15 protein-coding genes are annotated in these 23191 nt (G+C 72.6%); 2 read left to right on the top strand and 13 right to left on the bottom strand.

The window, feature by feature from the left end; genetic code table 11:
• Positions 1-82: 82 nt before the first annotated feature.
• Both H9641_RS16060 and H9641_RS16065 read right to left on the bottom strand, forming a co-directional pair.
• Positions 83-1261: a ComEA family DNA-binding protein gene (locus tag H9641_RS16060; protein WP_318244641.1), complete on the bottom strand. Its 1179-nt coding sequence runs from the start codon at positions 1259-1261 to the stop codon at positions 83-85.
• A gap of 107 nt (positions 1262-1368) precedes the next feature.
• Positions 1369-2223: a DegV family protein gene (locus tag H9641_RS16065; protein ID WP_191805443.1), complete on the bottom strand. Its 855-nt coding sequence runs from the start codon at positions 2221-2223 to the stop codon at positions 1369-1371.
• Between the two features lie 106 nt (positions 2224-2329).
• Here H9641_RS16065 and H9641_RS16070 point away from each other — a divergent pair, with 106 nt between their 5' ends.
• The gene (locus H9641_RS16070; protein WP_191805444.1) at positions 2330-4225 is read left to right on the top strand and encodes a helicase HerA-like domain-containing protein; all 1896 of its coding nucleotides are present in this window, start codon (positions 2330-2332) and stop codon (positions 4223-4225) included.
• A 91-nt stretch (positions 4226-4316) separates the two neighbouring features.
• Here H9641_RS16070 and leuS read toward each other — a convergent pair whose 3' ends face one another.
• The 10 genes from leuS to H9641_RS16120 form a co-directional block, all read right to left on the bottom strand.
• Entirely contained in the window at positions 4317-7232 is a 2916-nt protein-coding gene (gene leuS, locus H9641_RS16075) for a leucine--tRNA ligase (RefSeq protein ID WP_191805509.1), read from the bottom strand.
• A 298-nt stretch (positions 7233-7530) separates the two neighbouring features.
• Positions 7531-8220, bottom strand: coding sequence for a vitamin K epoxide reductase family protein (locus H9641_RS16080; RefSeq protein ID WP_191805445.1), 690 nt, complete (start codon positions 8218-8220; stop codon positions 7531-7533).
• A 208-nt stretch (positions 8221-8428) separates the two neighbouring features.
• The gene (locus H9641_RS16085) at positions 8429-9748 is read right to left on the bottom strand and encodes an MFS transporter (RefSeq protein WP_404821960.1); all 1320 of its coding nucleotides are present in this window, start codon (positions 9746-9748) and stop codon (positions 8429-8431) included.
• Positions 9749-9840: 92 nt separating this feature from the next.
• Positions 9841-10545, bottom strand: coding sequence for a metal-dependent transcriptional regulator (locus H9641_RS16090; protein WP_318244642.1), 705 nt, complete (start codon positions 10543-10545; stop codon positions 9841-9843).
• 107 nt (positions 10546-10652) lie between these two features.
• On the bottom strand, positions 10653-11555 hold the full coding sequence (locus H9641_RS16095) for a metal ABC transporter permease (RefSeq protein ID WP_191805448.1): 903 nt from the start codon (positions 11553-11555) through the stop codon (positions 10653-10655).
• A complete protein-coding gene (locus tag H9641_RS16100) occupies positions 11552-12451 on the bottom strand; it encodes a metal ABC transporter ATP-binding protein (protein WP_318244643.1) in 900 nt (299 codons plus the stop codon). Before H9641_RS16100 ends, H9641_RS16095 begins: the two co-directional genes overlap by 4 nt.
• Positions 12448-13389, bottom strand: a complete 942-nt coding sequence (locus tag H9641_RS16105; protein ID WP_318244644.1) for a metal ABC transporter substrate-binding protein — start codon at positions 13387-13389, stop codon at positions 12448-12450. Before H9641_RS16105 ends, H9641_RS16100 begins: the two co-directional genes overlap by 4 nt.
• Positions 13390-13477: 88 nt before the next feature.
• Complete coding sequence (locus H9641_RS16110) at positions 13478-14221, bottom strand: YceI family protein (protein WP_191805450.1); 744 nt, start codon at positions 14219-14221, stop codon at positions 13478-13480.
• Positions 14222-14306: 85 nt separating this feature from the next.
• The gene (locus H9641_RS16115; protein ID WP_191805451.1) at positions 14307-16256 is read right to left on the bottom strand and encodes a metallophosphoesterase family protein; all 1950 of its coding nucleotides are present in this window, start codon (positions 16254-16256) and stop codon (positions 14307-14309) included.
• A 68-nt stretch (positions 16257-16324) separates the two neighbouring features.
• Entirely contained in the window at positions 16325-17836 is a 1512-nt protein-coding gene (locus H9641_RS16120; RefSeq protein ID WP_318244648.1) for an MFS transporter, read from the bottom strand.
• 172 nt (positions 17837-18008) lie between these two features.
• Here H9641_RS16120 and H9641_RS16125 point away from each other — a divergent pair, with 172 nt between their 5' ends.
• Complete coding sequence (locus tag H9641_RS16125) at positions 18009-18581, top strand: TetR/AcrR family transcriptional regulator (protein ID WP_191805452.1); 573 nt, start codon at positions 18009-18011, stop codon at positions 18579-18581.
• A gap of 403 nt (positions 18582-18984) precedes the next feature.
• Here the strand turns inward: H9641_RS16125 and H9641_RS16130 are convergent, their stop codons facing one another.
• The gene (locus H9641_RS16130) at positions 18985-23109 is read right to left on the bottom strand and encodes an NPCBM/NEW2 domain-containing protein (protein ID WP_191805453.1); all 4125 of its coding nucleotides are present in this window, start codon (positions 23107-23109) and stop codon (positions 18985-18987) included.
• Between the last annotated feature and the right edge of the window lie 82 nt (positions 23110-23191).

Raw genomic sequence — 23191 nt, forward strand, 5'->3', positions numbered from 1 at the left:
GGGGGCCGCGCCGGGGGGGGGGGGCGCCGCGGGGGCGCCGCCGGGGGCCGCGGCACCCCTGTCCGAGGATCGGTCTCCCACCTCAGACCCGCACCTGGTCGCGCAGCCTCGCGAGCAGCGCGTCGCCGATCCCGCTCACCTCCCCGAGCTCCTCGACGCTCGTGAACCTCCCGTTGGCCTCGCGCCACTCGACGATCCGGGCAGCGAGCACGGGCCCGATCCCCGGCAGGGCGTCGAGCGTGGTCTGGTCCGCCGAGTTCAGGTCGACGGGTCCGGCCTCGCTGCCCGTCCCGGTCACGGGACCGGGCGCGGCGGCGACGCCCTCCCCCGGGCGTGGCACGACGATCTGCTCGCCGTCGACGACCTCGCGCGCCAGGTTGACGCCCGCGAGGTCCGCCTCGGCCGTGGCGTCCCCCGCTGCGGCGAGCGCGTCGGCCACGCGCGACCCCTCGGGCACGGTCACGAGCCCTGGCGCGGCCACCGCTCCCACCACGTGCACGACGACGTCGCTCTCCCTGGCAGGGCTCGTCGCCCCGCCGTCGCCCGCCTCGGTGGAAGCCGACGCGGTCGCGGGCGTGACGCCGCCGTTCTCCGTGAGCCCGACCGACCCGGCGCCGCCCTCAGGGGCAGGCTCGGTGAGCGCAGCGACAGGCCGCAGGTCGTCCCCTCCCCGGAGGCTCCACGCGCCGACCCCGACCGCGAGCAGCAGGAGCGCGACCGTGGCCACCACTGCTGCCCGTGCGCCGACGGACCAGCGGCGAGGACCGCCGTCGGGCACGTGCTCGAACCCCGCGTGCGACGTGGGATGACCGTTCGCTGCGGTGTACGCGGCGGCGACCGCGTCGAGCGCGCCACGTGTCCCGACGGGTTCGTCCGGCGCGGTCGCAGGCCCTGGTTCCGCGTCCCTCAACTCTCGATGTGAGGTCGAACGTAAGGGGTCGACGCTCGTCCCGCCCAGCCCTCGACCGTCGGTCGAGGGTTCGGTCGCCACGCCCGCGGACACGCTCCACCACGCCGGTTCCGGCCCCGGAACATGCCCTTCGTCGGGTCTCGGGTCCGGGTCGAGGGTCACGTGCGGGACGTCGTCCACGGGCGCCGTCCCCCGCGGACCGAATACCTGCCGGACCGCCGTGGGCCCGGTTCGCTCCCCCGGCACGCTGCGCAGCCTCCGCAGCCGGACCGCGCCGTCCTCGCCGGGCGGCTCGGCGAGCGGGTCAGCAGGTGTCGTGCCGGGCGGGCGGCGCACACGGGAGAAGGTCACCCGGGCACGCTAGGCGCGTCCGCTCCGGACCCGCGGAACATCGAGACTCCCCTGTGCGACACCAGCTCGCGCGCCTGGCTGTGCACGGCCAGGTACCGCTCGGAACCTCAGGTCGCGCGGTCCGCCACGACGATCGCCAGGACCCCCGGTCCGGCATGCGCACCGACGACCGCGCTCACGGGAGTCACGGCAGCACGCACGCCGGTCTCGTCGAGCAACCGCTCGGCCACCTCGGTCGCCGCGGTGTCGTCACCCAGGAAGTGCACCGCGAGCTCGGGCTCGGCACGCCGCTCGACCGACTCGACCGCGACGTGCACGAGCCGCTCGACCGCAGCGGACCGGGTCCTGACCTTCTGGATCACCTCGATGCGACCGTCGCGCACCGCGAGGAGCGGGCGCACCCCCAGGACCGTGCCGAGCGCAGCCGCCGCAGCGCCGAGCCGACCGCCGCGGCGAAGGTGCTCGAGCGAGTCGACCATGAAGATCGCGCGGCTCGAGTCCGCCACCGCGATCGCTCGACGGGCCACCTCGTCGACCGTCCCGCCCGCCGCCGCGGAGTCCGCTGCGGCCAGCGCCGCGAATCCGAGTCCCATGGCCACGGTCCGGGAGTCCACGACACGCACAGGGACCGGCGACCGTGTCGCGGCGAGGGCCGCGGCGTGCACGGTGCCCGACAGGTCGCCCGAGAGGTGGATCGAGACGATCGATCGGGCCCCCGCGCGCGCTGCGGCCTCGTACGCCTGGACCAGTGCGTGCGGCGTGGGCTGCGAGGTCGTCACGCGCTGACCCGAGCCGATCCTGTCGGCGACGTCGTCGGGCGACATGTCGACGCCCTCGAGGAACGTCTCGTCACCGACCAGCACCTGCAGAGGCACCACCGACAGGGCCGGGTGGTCACCGGGGGGCAGGGAGGCGGTCGAGTCCGTGACGACGCGGACGGCCGGAGGCTTGGCAGGACTCATCTCCGGGAGATCCTACGTGTCGCGCGCCCGCGGTCGCACGCGGTCGTGCCCCGGGCGGCGTGCGTGCCCCGCGCGCTCACCCCGGTGCAGCCCTAGGATCCGAGACATGCCCGACGACGCAGCCCCCTCCCCCGCAGACCTCGCCGCACTGAAGGCTGCCGCCGCACGAGCGGCTGCCGAGGCGGCCGAGGCGAAGGCAGCCGCGGCCCAGGCCGCGCTCGAGGCAGCGGAGGCCGCCGCCGCGTCGTCGGCCGGTGGCGCACCGCCGGACACGGTCGCCCCGACCACTCCCGAGGCCGCTCCCGAGGCGAGCGCCGCAGCTGCGGACGCCTCGCCGTCGGGCACCTCCCCGAGGCCTCTCGAGGGCTACCCCGCCGAGGTCGCCGCCGGCTACGCCTCCAAGGGCGGGACGCTCGCGCTCGGCGCGCTGCTCGAGGCCCCCGACGCGCCGACCGGCGACCCCGTTCCCCGTGCCGACGTCCAGGTCGGGTTCTCGCTCGCGATGCTCAACCGGCACGGGCTCGTCGCCGGGGCCACCGGGACGGGCAAGACCAAGACGCTGCAGGGCATGGCCGAAGGGCTGTCCGACGCCGGGGTGCCGACGTTCGTCGCGGACATCAAGGGCGACCTGTCGGGGCTCGCGGTGCCCGGCGTGAGCGGCGAGAAGATCCTGGACCGGACTGCGAGCATCGGGCAGGACTGGAAGCCGACCACCTACCCGGTCGAGTTCTACTCGCTCGGCGGGCTCGGCAAGGGCATCCCGATCCGGACGACCGTGAGCGACTTCGGGCCGCTCCTGCTCGCCAAGGTGCTGGGGCTCAACGACACGCAGGAGTCGAGCCTGGGCCTGATCTTCCACTGGGCCGACACCCAGGGCCTCGCGCTGCTCGACCTCAAGGACCTGCAGTCGACCATCGCCTACCTCACCTCGGACGACGGCAAGGCCGAGCTCAAGGGCATCGGTGGGCTGTCCGCGGCCACGGCCGGTGTCATCCTGCGCGAGATCGTGACGCTCCAGGCCCAGGGTGCGGACGTGTTCTTCGGCGAGCCCGCGTTCGACACGACCGAGCTGCTGCGCGTCGCGGCCGACGGGCGCGGGACCGTCTCGGCGCTCGAGCTGCCTGCCGTCCAGGACCGGCCCGCACTGTTCTCGACCTTCCTCATGTGGCTGCTCGCCGACCTGTACCAGGACCTGCCCGAGGTCGGCGACCTCGACAAGCCCAAGCTCGTGTTCTTCTTCGACGAGGCGCACCTGCTGTTCACGGGCGCTTCCAAGGAGTTCCTGCAGCAGGTCGTGCAGACCGTGCGGCTCATCCGGTCCAAGGGCGTCGGCGTGTTCTTCGTGACGCAGAGCCCCAAGGACGTGCCCGCCGACGTCCTGGCCCAGCTCGGCAACCGGGTCCAGCACGCGCTGCGCGCCTTCACGCCCGACGACGCCGCAGCCCTGCGAGCGGCCGTGCGGACCTTCCCCACGTCGCCCTACGACCTGGAACAGCTGCTGCAGTCGCTCGGCACGGGCGAGGCCGTGGTCACGGTCCTGACCGAGAAGGGGGCCCCCACGCCGGTCGCGTGGACACGGGTGCGGGCACCCCAGTCCTCGATGGAGCCGGCACCTGAGACAGTGATCGACGGGATCGTGGCAGGCTCCCCGCTCGCCGCACGCTATGCCGTCGCGGTCGACAACGAGTCGGCGTACGAGCTGCTGACCGCACGCATCGCCGCGCAGCAGGCCGCGGCCGAGCAGGCCGAGCTGGCCGAGAAGCTCGCCAAGGAGCAGGAGGCCGCCCAGAAGGAGGCCGACAAGGCCGCGAAGAAGCAGGCCGACGAGCTCGAGAAGATGCGCGCCAAGCTCGAACGGGACGCGGCGCGCTCCGGGGGCGGGTCCCGGACAGCGCCCCGGAAGTCGACCGCGTCGTCGGGGCTCGACAAGTTCCTGGGGTCGATGGCGACGCAGCTCGGCCGGGAGATCACGCGGACGGTGTTCGGGACGCGGCGGCGGTAGGACGCCGACTCCCCGGCTGCCGTCGAGTGCATGACTCGGCTGCGACTCGCAGGGCGTGTCGCAGCCGAGTCGTGCACTCGAGCGAGAAGCGTCAGGCCGGAACCACGTTCACCAGCTTCGGTGCCCGCACGATCACCGTGCGGATCCCGCGCCCGTCGAGCGTGCGCTGCACGTTCGCGTCGGCCAGCGCCAGCTCGCGCAGCTCGTCCTCACCGATCGAGGGCGAGACCTCGAGCCGGCTGCGGACCTTGCCCTGGACCTGCACGACGCACGTCACGGTGTCCTCGACCAGGTACTCGTCGAGCGCGACCGGGAAGGGCTCGTGGGCCAGCGACTGCGGGTGCCCGAGGCGCGACCACAGCTCCTCCGCGATGTGCGGCGCGATGGGCGCCACCATGAGGATCAGCGGCTCGATCGCCTCGCGCGGCACGCGGTCCAGCCCCGTGAGGTGGTTGTTGAGAGCGATGAGCTTGGCGATCGCGGTGTTGGAGCGCATGTGCTCCATCTCGACGCGCACGTCCGCGATGGTGCGGTGGACCAGGCGCAGGGTCGCGACCTCCGCCGGCTCGTCGGAGACCGTCGTCTCGCCCGTCTCCTCGGACACGACGTTGCGCCACAGGCGCTGCAGGAAGCGCTGGGACCCGACGACGGCTCGCGTGTCCCAGGGGCGCGACAGGTCGAGCGGTCCCATGGACATCTCGTACACGCGGAACGTGTCGGCGCCGTAGGCCTCGTACATGTCGTCGGGCGTCACGACGTTCTTGAGCGACTTGCCCATCTTCCCGTACTCACGGTTGACGGGCTCGCCCTTCCACAGGTACCGGACCTCGTCGCCGCTGCCTTCCTCGACGACCTCCTCGGCCGGCACGTACGCACCGCGCGAGTCGGTGAACGCGTAGGCCTGCACGTAGCCCTGGTTGAAGAGCTTGTGGAACGGCTCGGTGCTCGTGACGTGCCCCAGATCCAGCAGCACCTTGTGCCAGAAGCGCGCGTAGAGCAGGTGCAGCACGGCGTGCTCGACGCCGCCCACGTACAGGTCGACGCCGCCCGCGGGCCCGGCCGTGGCGTTGTGCCCCGGTCCGGTCCAGTACTTCTCGAGCTCCGGGGACGCCATGTGCTCGGTGTCCGCCGGGTCGAGGTAGCGCAGGTAGTACCAGCAGGACCCGGCCCAGTTGGGCATGGTGTTGGTGTCGCGACGGTAGGTCTTGGGACCGTCGCCCAGGTCGAGCGTGACGTTGACCCAGTCCTCGTTGCGGCCCAGCGGCGGCTCGGGCGAGGAGTCGGCGTCGTCGGGCTCGTAGGTGCGCGGCGAGTAGTCCGGGACCTCGGGCAGGTTGACGGGCAGCAGCGAGTCCGGCAGCGCGATGGGCTGGTCGTTCTCGTCGTAGACGATGGGGAACGGCTCGCCCCAGTAGCGCTGGCGGCTGAAGAGCCAGTCGCGCAGGCGGTACGTCACGGTGCCCGTGCCGATGCCCTTGGACTCGAGCCAGTCGATCATGGCCCGCTTGGCGTCGGCCACGCCCAGGCCGTCGAGCGAGATCTCGTCGTTGGACGAGTTGACGATCTCGCCGTCGCCGGTCCACGCGCCCTCGTGGTCCTCGGGGGCCGCGACGGTGCGGACCACGGGCAGCTCGAAGGCCTCGGCGAACGCGTGGTCGCGCTCGTCGCCGCCGGGGACGGCCATGATGGCGCCCGTGCCGTAGCCCATGAGGACGTAGTCCGCGGTGAACACGGGGATGAGCGCACCGTTGACGGGGTTGACCGCGAGGTGGCCCGTGAAGACGCCGGTCTTCTTGCCCGCGTCGGCCTGACGCTCGACCGCGGTCTTCGCCGCGGCCTCCTTGCGGTACGCCGCGACGGCGTCGATCGGGGTCGCGTGACCACCGGTCCAGACCCCGTGCGTGCCGTCGGGCCACTCGGCCGGGACTTCGTCGAGCAGGGGGTGCTCGGGCGAGACCACCAGGAACGTCGCACCGAACAGGGTGTCGGGGCGCGTCGTGAAGACCTCGACGTCCCCGACGGGGCTGCTCCCGCCGATCGCACCGTCGATCGCGAAACGGACGTTGGCGCCCTCGCTGCGACCGATCCAGTTGCGCTGCATCGACTTGACCTTCTCCGGCCAGTCGATGAGGTCCAGGTCGTCGGCCAGGCGGTCCGCGTACGCGGTGATCCGCATGTTCCACTGGCGCAGGCTGCGCTGGAAGACGGGGAAGTTCCCGCGCTCGGAGCGGCCGTCGGACGTGACCTCCTCGTTCGCGAGCACGGTGCCCAGGCCCGGGGCCCAGTTCACGGGCGACTCGGACACGTAGGCCAGGCGCTGCGGGTCGATCACGTCGCGCTGCGCGACGCGGTCGAGGTCTTCCCACCGGGTACCCTCGGGGTGGCCGGGGACGGGCCGCGTGCCTGCGGCGTACTCGGCCACGAGCTCGGTGATGGGGCGTGCTCGGCCCGTGCCGCCGTCGGGACGCACGGCGTCCTCGTCGTACCAGGCCTCGAAGATCTGCAGGAAGATCCACTGGGTCCAGCGGATGTACTCGGGGTCGATGGTCGCGAACGAGCGGCGCGAGTCGTGACCCAGCCCCAGGCGGCGCAGCTGGCGCTTCATGTTGGCCATGTTGGCCTCGGTCGTGACCCGCGGGTGCTGGCCGGTCTGCACGGCGAACTGCTCTGCGGGCAGGCCGAACGCGTCGTAGCCCAGCGCGTGCAGCACGTTGTCGCCGCACATGCGCCGGAAGCGCCCGACGACGTCGGTCGCGATGTACCCGAGCGGGTGCCCCACGTGCAGTCCCGCGCCCGAGGGGTACGGGAACATGTCCATGATGAAGTACGGCGAGCGGCCGTCGGCGTGCCTGCCCTCTCCGTCGGTGAGGTGACCCGAGGGGTTGGCCGCGAAGAACGTGCCGCGCTCCTCCCACGCGTCCTGCCACCGGAGCTCGATGTCCTGCGCGAGGGCGGGCGTGTAGCGGTGGGAGGTCGTCTCGAGCGAGGCCGCGGGGGCGGGGTGCACGGGCTCGGCGGGGTTCTCGGGGGCGGGGTTCTCAGGCGTGCTCACCCCGCGAGTTTACCGTTCGGCGCGACGTCGTCGGGCAGCGTCGTCGCTGCTGGACGCCGGGCCGGACGGGCACGCGCCGGCCCGACGGCGCAGCCCACCCCGAGCGGCCCGGTCACCACCCGTCCGGGACCCCCGAGCGTGCGGCGACGGCTCGTCAGGGGAGGGTCACCGGGCCGGTGGTGCCGGCCACCGGCCCGGTGGGATCAGGACCCGTCGGGAGCTGCTGGGAGCGGCTCGGCTCCCCGCCCGCCGATCAGGTGCTCTGCAGGTAGGTGACGATCGTGGGTCCCATCTCGAGGAAGACCCAGGCGACGAGGAGGACGTACAGCACGGCGAGCAGGATCCCGCGGTTGTCGACGACCAGCCGCTTCACGCCCTCGCCGACCTTGAGGTACCCCTCCTGCACGGCGTGCACGACCTGGTACCAGAACAGCGGGATCATCGCGGCCCACACGACCATGCAGAAGGGGCAGAGCACGACGAGCACGTAGAGGCTGGTCCACACGAGGAAGAGGATGAGCCCCATCGCGACCGTCGTGACGGCCAGCATCGTGAGCCAGAACCAGCGCGGCAGACGCGCACCGGTCAGCACGACGACGCCGATCGTCATGACCACGGGGAAGGCCGCGACCCCGAGGTAGGGGTTGGGGAACCCGAGCAGGGTGCCCTGCCACGAGGCCATCGCGGGCCCGCAGTCGAGGAACGGGTTGAGCGAGCACGACGCGACGTGGTTCGGGTCGATGAGCTTGAGGTACTTCTCGATCGCGAGCCAGGCGGCTCCGACCAGGCCGACCGCACCCGCCACGACGAGCACCCACCCGAACGCTCGGGGCGAGAGGTTCTTGGCGTCGGCGTCGGGCAGTGCCGCACCGGCGGCGGGGCGCTGCGTGCCGGCCGCCGGGGTGCGCCCGGCACGGGAAGGACGGGTGGGGCTCTCGCTCACGAACCGCTCCTGAAGGGTCTGCGCGTGCTCTTCCGGCACACAGGTGGGCCCAAGGTACCGGCGAACTCTGAGGTTTGGCTGGACGTGTCACGGTTCGCCGGGTGTCGGCGTGAGCCGCGCTGCGCTCGTCGGCGGGCGGCACGTCGCGGGCGAGCGACGTCGTCGGGCGCCGTGCCCCCGAGTGGCCCACCCGCGGGCGGCCGCCGCCTCAGGACGCGGCGACGACCTCCTCGACGGGCGCGTCTGCCGGGACCTCGTCCTCGCGGACGTGCGTGACGCGCTGGCGACCGAACGCCACGATGATCGCGAGCCCCACGAGCGTCAGCGCGAGGCCCGTCCAGGCCGGCGCGAGGTAGCCCCAGCCCGCGGCGATCACGAGCCCGCCCAGGAACGCACCGTTGGCGTTGCCCACGTTGAGCGCCGAGTGGCACAGCGCGGCGCCGAGCGAGGGGGCGTCGGGTGAGAGGTCCATGAGGCGGGTCTGGAGCGCGAGCCCCAGGATCTGGGAGGTCACGCCGAGCAGGAACAGGGACGCGACCGCGGGCACGGGGCTCTGGCCCGTGAGCGCGAACGCGACGAGGGCGGCCGCCGTGGAGCCGAACCCGATCCAGACCGTGCGCATGACGTCCTTGTCGGCGAGCCGGCCGCCCACGACGGTACCGAGCGTCATGCCGAGCCCGAAGATCGCGAGGACCACGGGGACCACGCCGAGCGAGAGCCCCGTGACCTCGGTCATGGTCGGGGCGACGTAGGAGTACACGGCGAACATGCCGCCGAACCCGATCGCGCCACCCACGAAGCTGATCCACAGCGCGCCGTTCTTGAGCGCCGCGAGCTCCTGGCTCACGCTCGACCCGGTGTCGCCGGACCCGGCAGGGACCCAGCGCCACAGCGCGAGGAGCGTGAGGCCGCCCAGGAGGCCGATGAGCACGAACGCCGCACGCCACCCGAGCACCTGCCCGGCGAAGGTCGAGAGCGGGACGCCGACGACGTTCGCGACCGTGAGCCCGGTCATCATCATGGCCACGGCGTGCCCGCGACGGCCGGGCCCCGCCACGGCGGCCCCGACGGCCGCCCCGACACCGAAGAACGCGCCGTGCGGCAGGCCCGCGAAGAAGCGGCCCGCGATGAGCCACTCGAGGCTGGGGGCTGCTGCGGACAGCACGTTGCCGAGCGTGTAGGCGAGCATGAGGCCCACGAGGAGCTTCTTGCGCGAGACGCGCGCGGCGAGCACGGTCAGGAGCGGCGCGCCGACCACGACGCCCACGGCGTAGGCCGTGATCGCGTGCCCGGTCAGCGGGATGGAGGCGTCGAACGCGGCGGCGATGTCGGGCAGCAGGCCCATGGTCGCGAACTCGGTGGTGCCGATCGTGAAGCCGCCCACGGCGAGCGCGAGCAGCGCGAGCCCCGCGGTCCGGGTTCCACGGGGTGCGCTGGTGGCGCCCGCCCGACGGCGGTCCGCGCCCGGGACGGGCGCGTCGGAACGGGTGTCGGTCGTCCCGGGCAGGCCGGTGCTGTCGACGGTCAAGGCGCCCCCTTCAAGGGTGTCGTTGCAAGGATCGAATCGTTTCGAGCGCAACGCCGACGCCATCGGCAGCGTGATGCGGGAAGAACGTCAGTCTAGACCGGGGCGGGATCCGTGGCGAGAGGCGCGGGCACGACCCACACGCGCGACGCCGCAGGCAGGCCCAGGTGGACCGGGCTCGCGTCGCTCCCCCACGTGATCGCCATGGTCCCCGCGTACTCGCGTCGCTCGTGCACGCGCACCTCGGCGTCGAGCCCCAGGCCCAGCTCGGCCAGGTAGCGCAGCACGTCCGGGTCCGAGTCCGAGATCCGCGCCACGACCGCGCACGCCCCCGGGTCCAGCTCGGACAGCCGGACCGCCGCGGGACGCGGCACGAACCCGGACGCGGTGGGGATAGGGTCGCCGTGCGGGTCCCGCGTGGGGTGGCCGAGCAGGGCGTCGATACGGTCGAGCATGAGGTCCGAGACCGCGTGCTCGAGCACCTCGGCCTCGTCGTGGACCTCGTCCCACGAGTAGCCCAGCTCGGAGACCAGGTACGTCTCGAGGATCCGGTGCCGACGGACCATCGCGACCGCGTGCGAACGCCCGAGGTCCGTGAGCTCGATCGCACCGTAGCGCGCGTGCACCAGCAGGCCCTGCGAGGACAGGCGGCGCACGGTCTCCGAGACGGTCGAGGCCCCGACGCCGAGCCGGTCCGCGAGGAGCTTGGTGGTCACCGGCTCGTCGGACCACTCCTGCGCGGACCACACCACCTTGAGGTAGTCCTGGGCGACGGAGGTCAGGTCGAGGGGATGGTCCACGGCGACCACTCTATTTCACGGGCCTCCCCCGGCCCCGGAAGGACCGGGGGACGGACCGGTGCCTGCTCGCTGCGCGACGCCCGGCCCGCCCGCCTCGCCACCACGCGTCACCGGGCGACCAGCTCCACGGGCTCGCGCTCCGCCGTCGGGCCCGCCGGGGGCACCGCACGCGGACGGCGCGCCAGGTGCACGACGTACGCGACCGCGAACACGACCCCCTGGGCCACGACGATCGTCGCGGCGCTCGCGGTGTCGAGGTAGTAGCTCGCGTAGATGCCCACGACCGCGCACCCGACCGCGATCACGGGGGCGAGCACGAGCATCCGGGACATGCGGTCGACCAGGAGATAGGCCGTCGCGCCCGGCGTGATGACCAGGGCCACCACGAGCACGACCCCGACCGCCTGGAGCGCGACCACCACGGTCAGCGCGAGGGACCCCAGGAGCAGCGCGGACAGCCGGCGCGGCGAGATCCCGACGGCGTGCGCGTGCACCGGGTCGAACGCGAACAGCGTGAGGTCGCGCCGCTTGAGCACGAGCACGACGGTCGTCAGCGCACCCAGCACCACGACCTGCCACAGGTCCGTGTCGGTGATGCCCAGCATGTTGCCGAACAGGATGTGCCCCAGGTCGATCTGGCTCGGCGTGACCGAGATGAGCACGATCCCGATCGCGAACAGCGTCGTGAAGACCACGCCGATCGCGGCGTCCTCCTTGAGCCTGCTCGTGTCGCGCACCGTCCCGATCAGCGCGACCGCCCCGACCCCGAACACGAGCGCCCCGATCGCGAACGGCACGCCGACCACGTACGACAGGACCACGCCCGGCAGCACCGCGTGCGAGACCGCGTCACCCAGCAGCGACCAGCCGATCATGATGAGCCAGCAGCTCAGGAGCGCGCACACGATGCTCGCGACGACCGCGACGAGGAGCGCGCGCTGGACGAACTCGTACCCGAGCGGCGCGGCGAGCCAGTCCCCCGCGCTCGCGAGGAGGTCGACGGGGTTCAACGGGCTGCTCCTTCGGACGGGGCGTCGGCGGCCGGGGCCAGGTCCGCGGCACCGGCGCTGTGGGTGCCGCCGTCGGCGCCCTCGCGGCGCGCCGACGCGAGCGGGTCGATCCCGAACGTGCGGGCAAGGTTCTCGGGGCGCAGCACCACGTCGGGCGGCCCGGTCATGATGATGCGGCGCTGGAGCAGGATCGCGTCGTCCACGAGGTCCGGCAGGGACGCGAGGTCGTGCGTCGAGACGAGCACGGCGCACCCCGCGGCGGCGAGGCTCCGCAGCACCGAGGTGATCTGGGCCTCCGACACCTTGTCGACCCCGGCGAAGGGCTCGTCGAGCAGCAGGAGCCGCGCGCCCTGCGCGATCGCACGTGCCACGAAGACACGCTTGCGCTGCCCGCCGGACAACCGCCCGATCTGCCGGTGCGCGAGGTCGGCGAGCCCCACGCGGTCCAGGGCGTCGGCCACGGCGCGGCGGTCCTCGGCGCGCGCTCGGCGCGTGGGCCCCAGGCCCCCGTAGCGCCCCATGGTCACGACGTCTCGCACGTCGACCGGGAACGCCCAGTCGACGTCCTCCGACTGCGGGACGTACCCCACGAGCCCTTCCTTGCGGGCCGCGTCGGCGTCCCGGCCGTAGATCCGGACGTCGCCCACCTGGGTGACCCCGTTGCCGCGCGTCATACCCATGACGGACCGGAAGAGCGTCGACTTCCCCGAGCCGTTGGCCCCGATGAGCCCCGTCACGGCGCCCGGGGCGAGCGAGAGCGCGACGTCCTCGAGGGCCAGCGTCTCGCGGTAGCGGACCGTGAGCCCGCGGACCGCGAGGGCAGCGGGCTCGGCAGACCCGGCACTCCCCGCCGACGGACCCGCCGCGGTCACCCCTGCGGGCGATGCCCCGCTCACGACCCACCCCGCAGGCCCTCGCTGATGATGCGCGCGTCGTAGGTGAGCAGGTCGAGGTAGGTGGGGACGTCGCCGTCGGGCTGCGAGAGGGAGTCGACGTAGAGCGTGCCCGCGTACGTCGCGCCCGTCTCCGCGGCGACCTGGCGCTGCGCGGAGTCCGAGACGGTCGTCTCGCAGAACACCGCGCGCACGCCGTTGTCACGTACGTGGTCGATCACGCCCGCGACCTGCTGGGGCGTGCCCTGCTGGTCGGCGTTGACGGGCCACAGGAACTTCTCGTCGAGCCCGACGTCCCGCGCCAGGTAGGAGAACGCCCCCTCGCACGTCACGAGCACGCGCGACCCGGCGGGCACCTGCTCGACCTCGGCGGCCAGCTCGCGCCCCACGGCCTCGATGCGGTCGGCGTAGTCGGCCGCGTTCGCGCGGTAGTCCGCAGCGTGCGCCGGGTCCGCAGCAGCGAAGGCCTCACCGATGTTGCGCGCGTAGACCGCGCCGTTGACGGGCGACATCCAGGCGTGGGGGTTGGGCCGCCCGTCGTACGCGCCCGAGGCGATCGAGAGGACCTCGACGCCGTCCGAGACCGTGACGTGCGGCGCGTCGAGGCGTGCGACGAAGGGCTCGAACCACTTCTCGAGCCCGAGCCCGTTGTCGAGGACCAGGTCCGCGCTCGCGGCGCGCCGCAGGTCCGCGGGGGTGGGCTCGTAACCGTGGATCTCGGCTCCGACCTTGGTGAGCGAGGAGACCTCGACGTGCTCTCCCCCGACCTCGCGGGCCATGTCGGCCAGGACGGTGAAGGTCGTCAGCACCTCGAGGCGCCCGACGGCGTCGCTCGCCCCCGCACCCTCGGCCGAGGTTCCGGCGGGCTCGCCCTGCGCGGCGTCGACCGTGCACGCAGCGGCGAGGAGCAGGGCCGCCAGGCCCCCGAGGAGACCTTTCACCCCTGTGCGAAGTTCAAAGTTCGGCATACCGAACTTTAACCACGAACGAGGCGTGACGTCGAGTCCCCGAGGCACGGGACGAGGAGGCTCAGGGGGAGACGGTTCCCGTCGAGGACGTGGGGTCCGGCGTCGGCGCAGCGCCGACCCGTTCGAGCTCGAGCAGCATCTCGACCGTCCCCGAGGGCTCGACCGTCACGAACGGCAGCTCGGGCAGGTTCACCCCGTAGTCGACGAACGTCACGGGGATCGCACCGCTGACCTGGACCCCGTCACCCGAGCGCCGCGCCTCGAGCGTCACGGTCACGGGCTCGGTCACGTTGCGGATCGTCAACGTCCCCCGTGCCTGGACCGTGAGGGGCTCGTCGCGCTCCTCGATACCCTCGAGGTCGACGGGCTCGGTGAGGATGAACACCGCATCGGGGAACACGTCGGTCTCGAGCAGTCGCCGGAACGCGTCGTCGCGCACCACGCTGCTGCTCGCGATCGACGCCGTCCTGACCGTGATCTCGGCCCGGACGAGCTCGCCGCCCGTCACGACCAGCGTCCCGCCGACCTCCCCGGTCCGCCCCACGACCGTGCCCTTCTCCCCGCTGAGCACCTCCTCGACGCGATATCCCGCCTGCGACCCCGCGCCCACGGCCCAGGTGCCGTCGGGGTCGAACGGACCGGGGTCCGGGGTGGCGGTCGGCGAGACCGTCTCGCCCGGGGTCTGGAGCCCGAGCGGCGGCGGGGCGGTGCCGACCGAGAGCCGAGCGACCACGTAGGGTCCCGCGAGCACGATCACCAGCGCCGCGACGATCGCGACGAGGATCCATCGGGCACCTCTGCTCATACCGCGTATTCTGCCGCGTCCGAGGTCGGGGACCGGACCAGCACCGGTCGATTCACCCGCTCCGTCGGAGTCGCGCACGAGCCCCTCACTCCTCCTTCGCGGAGTCGTCCGCGATGGTCGCCGCGGGCGCCCCGTCGCTCGCACCCGCGCCGTCCGGGACGTCGGCACCCCCGGTGTCGTCGGTGCCGTCGGTGCTCTCGCCAGCACCTGTGCCGTCCGGCTCCTCGGTGCCCTCGGCCCCTCCGTCGAGGACCTCCTCGGGCACCGGGACGGGGAACGCCTCGCGGGCGCTCACCTGCGCGGACCCGTCGGGGAAGACCTGCACGAGCTGCCAGTCGACGAACTCTCGCAGCACGGGGTCGAAGCGCAGGACGGTCATCTCCGCGACCCCCTTGAGCGGCCCGACGGTCGGCTCGCCCGACTCGGCCCCCGCGGTGCTCGCGTTGACGTACCGGATCCCCAGGCCGAACTGCTCTGGCCCGCTCCGACGGTGCGTGTGGCCCGAGACCTGCAGCGGGACGCACCCCGTCTCGAGGGCCTCGTTCCCGGCCCGCGGCGAGTGGACGAGCAGGAGGTCGACCCCGTCCTTCGCGTCGCACGCGGTCTGCGCGAGCCGCTCGGCCTGCTGGGCGGGCGTCTCGGGGCGGGCCGCCTTGGACCCGGAGCCGATCCGCGTCTCGAGCGCGTCGCGGTCGCCGAGGATGCGGACCCCGTCGATCTCGATCACGTCGCCGTCGAGGATCTTGACGCCTCGCTTGCGCTCCTGCGCCGAGGTCTCGACGCTGTCGTGGTTCCCGTCCGCGACGACCATCGTGGCGCCGTCGGGGACCGCGGACGTGAACGAGTTCACGCAGAACTGCTCGACGCTCGTGCCGTTCATGGTCGTGTCGCCCGCATTGAGCACGATGCTCGCCCCGGAGCGCTCGGCCGCGGTCCGGATCAGCGGGGTCATCCCGATGTTGCAGTGCAGATCGCTCACCACGAGCATCGAGACGAGCTCGTCCTCGGGGGTCGGGGTGGGCGACTCGGTCGGCCCGCCCGTGGGGGTCGCACCCCGGCTCGCTCCGGCGACGTCCGTGCCCTCGGTCGCCTGGTCGCCCTCGCTGCCCGACGGCGCCGCACCGGCAGGGTCTGCGGCCTCGCCGTCGGCGCCCGCCGCCTCGCCCGTGACGTCGCCGTCGACCCCCGGCTCGCCCTCCGCGGGCGGCTCGGTGGCCGCGTCCCGGGCGGCCTGCTCCTCGGCCTCCCGCTGGGCGGTCGCCGCCTCCTCGAGCACGTCGCGCTCGTCCCACGCGACGCCCAGCGCCGTGTTCGCGCGCGCGTAGAAGGCCTCGTTGTCCTTGTAGGCGTTCATGAGCATGCCGCCGTAGGTGTCGACGACCCCGGCGAGACGCCCCGTGATCCGGGCTCCCTCGAGCGGGGTGCCCGCGAAGACCGCCGAGGCCGGCCGCGAATCGGTGGCAGCGGGCTCCTCGGCCGACGCGGACAGCGCACCGAAGACGAGCGTGACCACCACGACACCGGCGGTGATCTCCCAGGTCCTCGGCGCGAGGACGTCACCGAGCTCACGCCGTCGAGAGCCCCCCAGGAGGAAGTAGAGCCCCGTGCCGGCGGCCGCGACCACGAGGACCGCGAGGCCCGTCCGACGCGCGGCGTCGGCCACGAGGCTGCGCGTGACCTGCTCGATCGTGTCCTGCGGACCACCGAAGAACTGCAGGTATCCCTGGAGGTCCTGCGTGAGGGCCGCGATCGTCGTTGCCTGGTCGAAGGCCGTGAGGTCCGCGGGGATCTCCTCGACCGTGATCCGCGCGCCGAGCCCGGCGGGGAGCGGCGAGTCGATCTCGAGCGTCCCGAGCGGGCCCAGGTCGACCACCACGAGGCCGTCGGTCGACACCTCGTACCGAGCCTCGTGCGGCCCCAGGCTGAGGTTGGCGGTCGCGGTGGTCACGCCGAACACCACGCACGGGACGAGCAGAGCGAGGGCGGACAGCGTGTAGCGGACCCAGCGGGGCGGGGTGCGACGGGGACGATTCATCACCTCTCACCCTTGCCGATCGGGCGCCCGGATGCCAGCGGGCACGCTCGCCGGCATCCGGGTGAATCTCACGACCGCGCGGGCCGCAGGGCCACGAGCGCGATGACCGACGCCACGAGCATGAGCCCGAAGCCGATCCAGGACGTGGTCCCGACGCCGCTGCCGAACGCCTCGTGGGCAGAGGCGAGCAGCGCCTGCGCCTGCTCGGCCGGCAGGGTCTGCGCCACCTGCGTGGCACCCCCGAGCGTCTCCGCGGCCGCCGTCGCGTCCGCGGCGGGCACGCCGTCGGGCACGACGACGTTGCGGTGGTAGGAGGCCGTGAGGATGCTGCCCAGCACCGCGGTGCCGAGCACCGCCCCGACCTCGTACGCGGTCTCGGAGATGGCCGAGGCCGCGCCCGCCTTGTCCGCAGGGACCGCCGAGACGATCAGGTCGTTCGACACGGTCTCCGCGGCGCCGATCCCGGTCGCGAGGATCACGAACGCGACCACGAGCCCGGTCAAGGTGCTCGTGCCCGCGGTCAGCGCGACCATCGCGTACCCCGCGGCGGCGAAGAGGATCGCGACGGCCACGACGTACGCCGGACGGACCTTGCGCACGACCCGGACCACCAGGAGGCCGGCGACGATCATCGCGGCCAGCCCGGGCAGCAGGGCATAGCCGGCCCTGACGGGGCTCAGCCCCAGCACGAGCTGCACGTCCTGGGACACGAAGAACAGGAAGCCCACGAGCGAGAACACCGAGAGCAGGTTGATGACGACGGCCCCCGAGAACTCACCCCGGCGGAACAGCCGGACGTCGATCATGGGGTCCGGGCGCCCGAGCTGACGGCGCACGAAGGCCCAGCCCGCCACGAGGCCGAGCACGAGCGCACCGAAGGCCAGAGCGCTGGGACCGGACTTCGCGAGCGTCTTGATGCCGAGCACGATCGGCGCCATGGTCGCCATCGAGAGTGCGATCGAGACCACGTCGACGCGGCCAGGGTTCGAGTCCTTGGACTCGGGCACGAAGACCGGCGCGAGCACGAGAAGCAGCACGAGGACCGGCACGGCCAGCAGGAAGACCGAGCCCCACCAGGCGTGCTCGAGCAGGAAGCCGCCCGCGATGGGTCCGATCGCGTTGCCCGCGGCGAAGCCGGCGGCCCAGATCGCGATCGCGAGCCGACGCTCCTCACGGTCGGTGAAGATGTTGCGCAGCAGCGAGAGCGTGGGCGGCATGATCATGGCGCCGAAGAACCCGAGCCCCGCGCGCGAGGCGATGAGCGCCTCGGCGCTCGGTGCGTAGGCCGCGACCACGGAGAGCAGCGCGAACCCGACCGCGCCGACGAGCAGGAGCCTGCGCCGACCGATCCGGTCCGCGAACGAGCCCATCGAGACCAGCAGCCCCGCGAGCACGAGCGGGTAGACGTCGATCATCCACAGCAGCTGGGTGCCTGTGGGGCGCAGCGCCTCGGAGATCTGCGGCAGGGCGAACGTCAGCACCGTGTTGTCGATCGAGACGAGCAGCACGGGGAGCATGAGCACGGCGAGCGCGACCCACCGGCGGTTGCGGGTCAGGGGCGTGCCACCGGTAGGTGTCACGAGGTCCTGCGGTGCGCCGACGGGGCCGTTCGGGTCCCGGGGCGTCCGGTTGTCCTGGACGAGAGTCACGGGAGCGTCCTTTCACGTACGAGGACGGCTGGGGCGGCGCTGTGGCGCCGGACTGCCAACCGTCCAGACGGTATAGTAACCGTCCGGTCGGTACACTTTCAAGATGCCGCCGCCCCCCGCCGCTCGCGCCAAGGTCCTCGAAGCCTTCGCCACCTTGCTCGTGACCCAGGGAGAGCGCGCGACCACGCTCGACGCGGTGGCCGCCGAGGCCGGCGTGTCCAAGGGCGGACTGCTCTACCACTTCGGGTCCAAGGTCGCGCTGGCCGAAGGGCTCATGGAGCACCTGCGCGACCTCACGGCCGCCGACGTCGAGGCCATGCGAGCGGCCCCCGAGGGGCCCGTGGACTACTTCATCCGCACGTCGGCCGACTCCGACAGCCACTTCGAGTTCGTGTACGTCGCGGTCTCGCGGCTCGCGCAGGGCAGCTACCCGCAGGCGCGCGCCGCGCTCGACGACGCGCACGACGCCTGGGCCGGAGCCGTGCTCGACGTCGTCGGTGACCCCGTGCTGACCCGCGCGATCATGCTCATCGGCGACGGCCTCTACGCCCAGGCGAGCGAGCACTTCGCGAGCGGCGCCTCGCCCGCGAGCGCCGCGACCCCCGAGGGCGGGTCGATCGACGACCTCCTCGCCCTGATCGACCAGATGGTCGCCCTGCGCGCGCCGCGCGGCTGAGGCCGCGCGCCCAGCGCGGGCCGGGCCGGGTGGGCGCCGCCGTCGGGCGGGTGCTTCCTCCTGCTCCGGACATGCGAGAGGCGCCGTTCGCCCCCAGTGGCAACCGGCGCCTCTCCCTCCCGCACACCTCTATGCGGTACCCCCGCCCTGCGAGCAGCGCGGGGGATTCCCTCGTGCCTCGCCCGGGGCTCCCACGGTCCGTAGCGTGGTGCTTCCGGTGCGACGACGGTCAGGGGGCCTCCCGAGGGACGCCCACGAGCCAGTCTCCACTGTCTCGGCCCTGACCGCCAGGGCGACACGAGGCCGGAGGCCGGACGAACCGGCCTCCGAGCCGTGGGGGGTCCCGGGGGACGCCGCCGGTCGGACCTCGGCCCGACCGGCGGCGTCCCCGTCACCCCCTGGGTCAGCCGACCCCGTCGTACGCGACGGTCCGGTCGACGCTCACCTTCTTTCCGTCCACCGTCCTGGTCACGGTGACCGTGGCCTCGCCCGCGGGGATCGTCGCTGCCCGAGCGTTGAAGCTCTGGCTCGCGCTCTTGCCCGGCAGCACCCCGACGAACGTCTTGGTGCCGTAGGGCGTCGTGACGACGACGTCGACCGGGACGTCCTCCTCGTTGACCGTGCGCACCGAGAGCAGCACCGTCGCGCCGCTGCGCTTGGCCGAGGCCTCGGCCGAGAAGGCGATCTCCGGGGCGGGCTCGGCGCACGTGAACCTCGCGTCTCCCCACACGCCGTGCGCACCGTTGATGGCACCGGGGCTCGTCGGGTCGACGATCAGGTCGACGTACTGCGCGCCCGTGACGTCGACCGAGACCTGCTCGGTCGGGAATCCCGCCTGGAAGGTGGTGCCCTGGTACTTGTTGGCACCGTCGACGTCGACCTTGAAGATCACCGACCCCTTGAAGGGGTCCTCGAGCCCGGCGTCCGCGGTGAACGCCGTGCACTGCCCGCCGAGGTAGTACGTGACCTTCGACGCCGCGTGCACCCCCAGGCCCTTGGCATAGGTCTTCTTGAGCTCGGGCGTCGTGTTGATGACGAGCGGTTTGTCCGGGGACGAGGCCGAGTCCTTGTTGGCGACGTCCTTGCCGATCACGCCGTAGCCGTTGGTCGCCGACGTCCACGTGAGGTCGGAGGCCCAGACCGTCCCCTGCGGGGCGTCCGGCAGACCGAGAGTGGCGACCTTCATCGCGAACAGCTTGGCGTTGGTCTGCACCGGGAACGTGACGGACCGCAGCTCCTTGGCCGGGTTGAGGATCACGGTGTCGGAGTAGACCTGGTACTTGTACGTCGGGTACTCGTAGCCCGCCGGGTTGTTCTTGTTGTTGCGACCCTGGCTCGCGACCGCGACGCTCGACCCGTTCAGGCCGCCCTGGAGCAGCCAGTTCGGGAAGAAGAACGACTGCTTGGACGTGGTGCCGTCCGCATAGGTGATGGTCACCTCGGGAGTGACCCCGGCACCGGCGGACGCCGAGCCGAGGAACGCGAGATGCGTCCCCTTGCCCGAGAGCGCGACCGTCTGCCCGTCGAGGGCCATCGAGTTCGCGACCCCCGGTGCTGCCGCGGGCCACGTGTACTCGACGGTGTCCTCGCCGCTCGTCACGGTCAGGGGATCGCCCCACGTGGCCCCGGCCGCCGCGAGCGCGTCCTCCGAGAACGACGCTCCCCCGCCGTCGAAGTTGCCGGCGTCCTTGGTCGCGAGCGACGTGACCGAGACGTGGTTGAACGCCGCCGCGAGGGTGCCGTAGGCGACGTAGAGCTGGTTGGCCCCCGACACCGTGCGCTCGTCGCCCGCCGCGTCGCGGTAGGTCGCACGAGCGCCCACGGTCTGCTGCCCGGCCGCGGAGCCCGCGGCCGGCGAGACCACCACGCGAGCCGTCACGCTCGCCCCCGGTGCGACCGAGGCAGCGGTCGTCCCGGTGCTGCTCGCGAGCGTCCAGCCCTGCGGGAGGACGGGTTCGATCACCAGGTCGGTCTTGGCCTTGGTGCCGGTGTTGGTGAAGGTGAGCTCCGCCGTCGTCTCCTGGCCCTGGAAGACCTGGGCCGCGAGGCCCACGGTCACCGAGGCGCGGCCCGCGTCGGAGTCCTTGCCGCCGACCGCGCTGGTCCCGGCCAGGACGACCGTCGCCGAGGCGTCCGAGGCGATCGCGCCGAGCTTGACGCGCACCACCCCACCCGGTGCGGACTCGTCGTAGAACCAGCCCGTCGAGGCGGACTCGAGGGCTGCGGCGTCGGCGACCTGCGTGAGCACCGCTCCCCCGACCGTGACGCCCGAGGGCGCCGAGCCGGTGTGGACGTCGAGCAGGTACGGGCGCGCCGCAGCCTTGCCCGCGTAGTCCCCGACCCGCTCGCCGATCGTGACGGTCACGTCGCCGCCGTCCTGCTCGGGCGCAGAGACCGTGAGCTCCTGCGACGACGTCGCGTCGTCCTTGTAGGCGCGGGTGAGCTTGTCGTCCTCGTAGAGCGTGAAGCTCTCGTCGCCCTGGGGGTAGACGTCGAGCGTGATCGCCGAGTCCTCGGGCACGAGCGACGCGTTGCGCGCCACCATGCCCTGCGGGACGACCGCTCCGGCCCGCACGAACACGGGCAGCGTGTCGAGCGGGGCGCTGTACCCGTTGAGCACGCGACCGCCGTCGAGCACGTCGCCCGTCCAGTAGTCGACCCAGCGCCCCTCGGGCAGGTAGATCCCGTTGCGGATCTCCGAGTCGGAGAACACCGGCGCGACGAGGAAGTCCTCGCCGAGCAGGAACTCGTTGTTCGCCTCGGCCCCGTAGGACATGGGGTCCTGGGGGTACTCGAGCGCGAGCGAGCGCATCATCGGGGTACCCGTCTCGTGGGACCCGGCCGCGAGCGTGTAGATGTACGGCATGAGCTTCTGCCGCAGCTGGAGGTACTTGCGGTTGATCTCGGTGGCCTCGTCGCCGTAGAGCCACGGCCGCTTGTCGACCGAGGCCCAGCCGCTCATCGAGTACAGCGCGGGCGCGAAGGCCTTCCACTGCAGGTCGCGCACGTAGGACTTCGTGGACCCACCGAAGATCCCGTCGACGTCGCCCGTGCTGAACGCGAGGCCGGAGTTCCCGGCCCCCGTGAGCGCCGAGATCTGCCAGCGCACCGCGTCGAGGTTGCCCGAGTGGTCACCCGTCCACTGCATGCCGCAGCGCTGCGACCCGGCCCACCCCTCGACCATGAGGGACGTGCCTCGCGCGTCCGAGTAGTCCTCGAAGCCCTTGTAGGCGGACTCGCAGCCCGTCAGCGCCAGGCGGTAGCCGTTGCCGACCCACGCGACGTCGAGCTTGCGCATGCGCACGCCCGCGTCACCGACCTCGTACTCCTGGTTCGTGAGCGACCGCTGGGTCCACAGGCCCGTGACCAGGTCCGAGTCCTCGGCGATCTGGGCGACCGTCTCCGGCAGGTCCTGGTACTCGCAGCCGTAGCCGTCGTTGACGAGCATCCAGCCCGCCGGCATGTCGTTCTCCTTGAACCGCGCGGCCGTGACGGCGGCCTGCGGGGTCTTCTGCTTGATCCCCTCGGGGTCGCCGAAGCCCGACGACGAGTACGTGGGGTTCGAGCGGTTGTAGCAGTCGGCGTCCCCGTACTCGAGCGCGTAGACGGGCGGCATGAGGGGGCGGCCCGTGAGCTGGGTGTACCCGTCGAGCGCACCCTTGTAGTCGCCCACGAAGTAGTAGGCGTCGAAGCGCCGCTCCTCGTGGGTGGTCGTGGCCTCGTCCGTGAAGGCGTAGGTCCCTCGGGCGAACGTGTTGCGCAGCGCTCCGTAGCCGTTCGACGTCATGTAGTACGGCACCGCGTTGGGGTAGCCGTCGTCGTCCCAGTCGAAGTTCCGCGCGATGTTGATGGTCGCGCCCGTGTGGATCGAGCGGCCGTTCTGCATTCCGCCGCCGAGGAACTGCTCTGCCGCAGCGGTGCGCAGGTGCTGGGTCGCCGAGGAGGCGCCGAACGTCAGGGGCGCCGACTCGTCCCAGACGACCGAGCCGTCGGCACGCACGAGCGTCATCCGGCCCGTCGCCTTGTCGATCTTCAGGGTGACCTTCGCGGTCGCGAGCGTGATGGTCGCGCCGTCGGTCACGGTCGGGGTGCTGCCGGCGAACTCGTCGAGCCCGACGACGATGTTCGCCGTGCGCGTCGCGTCGCCCTGGGGCGTGTTCGCCGGGTCGGAGAACGTCCCCGAGGGGTCGGCCTCGACGCGCAGCGTCTCGTCGTCGAGGAACGTCACACGGTAGGCGCCGGTGCCTGCCGTGAGAGTGACCTCGTTGCCGACGGCCGTGACCTGGGTGATCGCGCCGAGCGGCTTGCCGGCCGCGTCGACGGGGACCTCAGGGGTCACGGGCTTGGGTGCGGCTGCTGCTGCCGCGAGCGACGTCGATGCCGGCGCGGCGGGGGCCGCGCCGGCAGGGACGGAGACGAGGCCTGTGCCCACGAGCGCCAGTGCGGCGATCGAGGCGGCCAGGACCCGGGATGAAGGCAGTGCGCCGCGACGGGGGGTCGCGGGGCGGCGCTGGACGACCGGTTTCATTGAGCTCCCTTGCCTAATGACTGGTTGTGCGTGTTTTAGCCTTGAACCACGCACTAAGAATCAGTCACCTCGGCGAAGGAGG

It is taken from the genome of Oerskovia merdavium, from assembly GCF_014836755.1.
Lineage (GTDB): Bacteria > Actinomycetota > Actinomycetes > Actinomycetales > Cellulomonadaceae > Oerskovia > Oerskovia merdavium.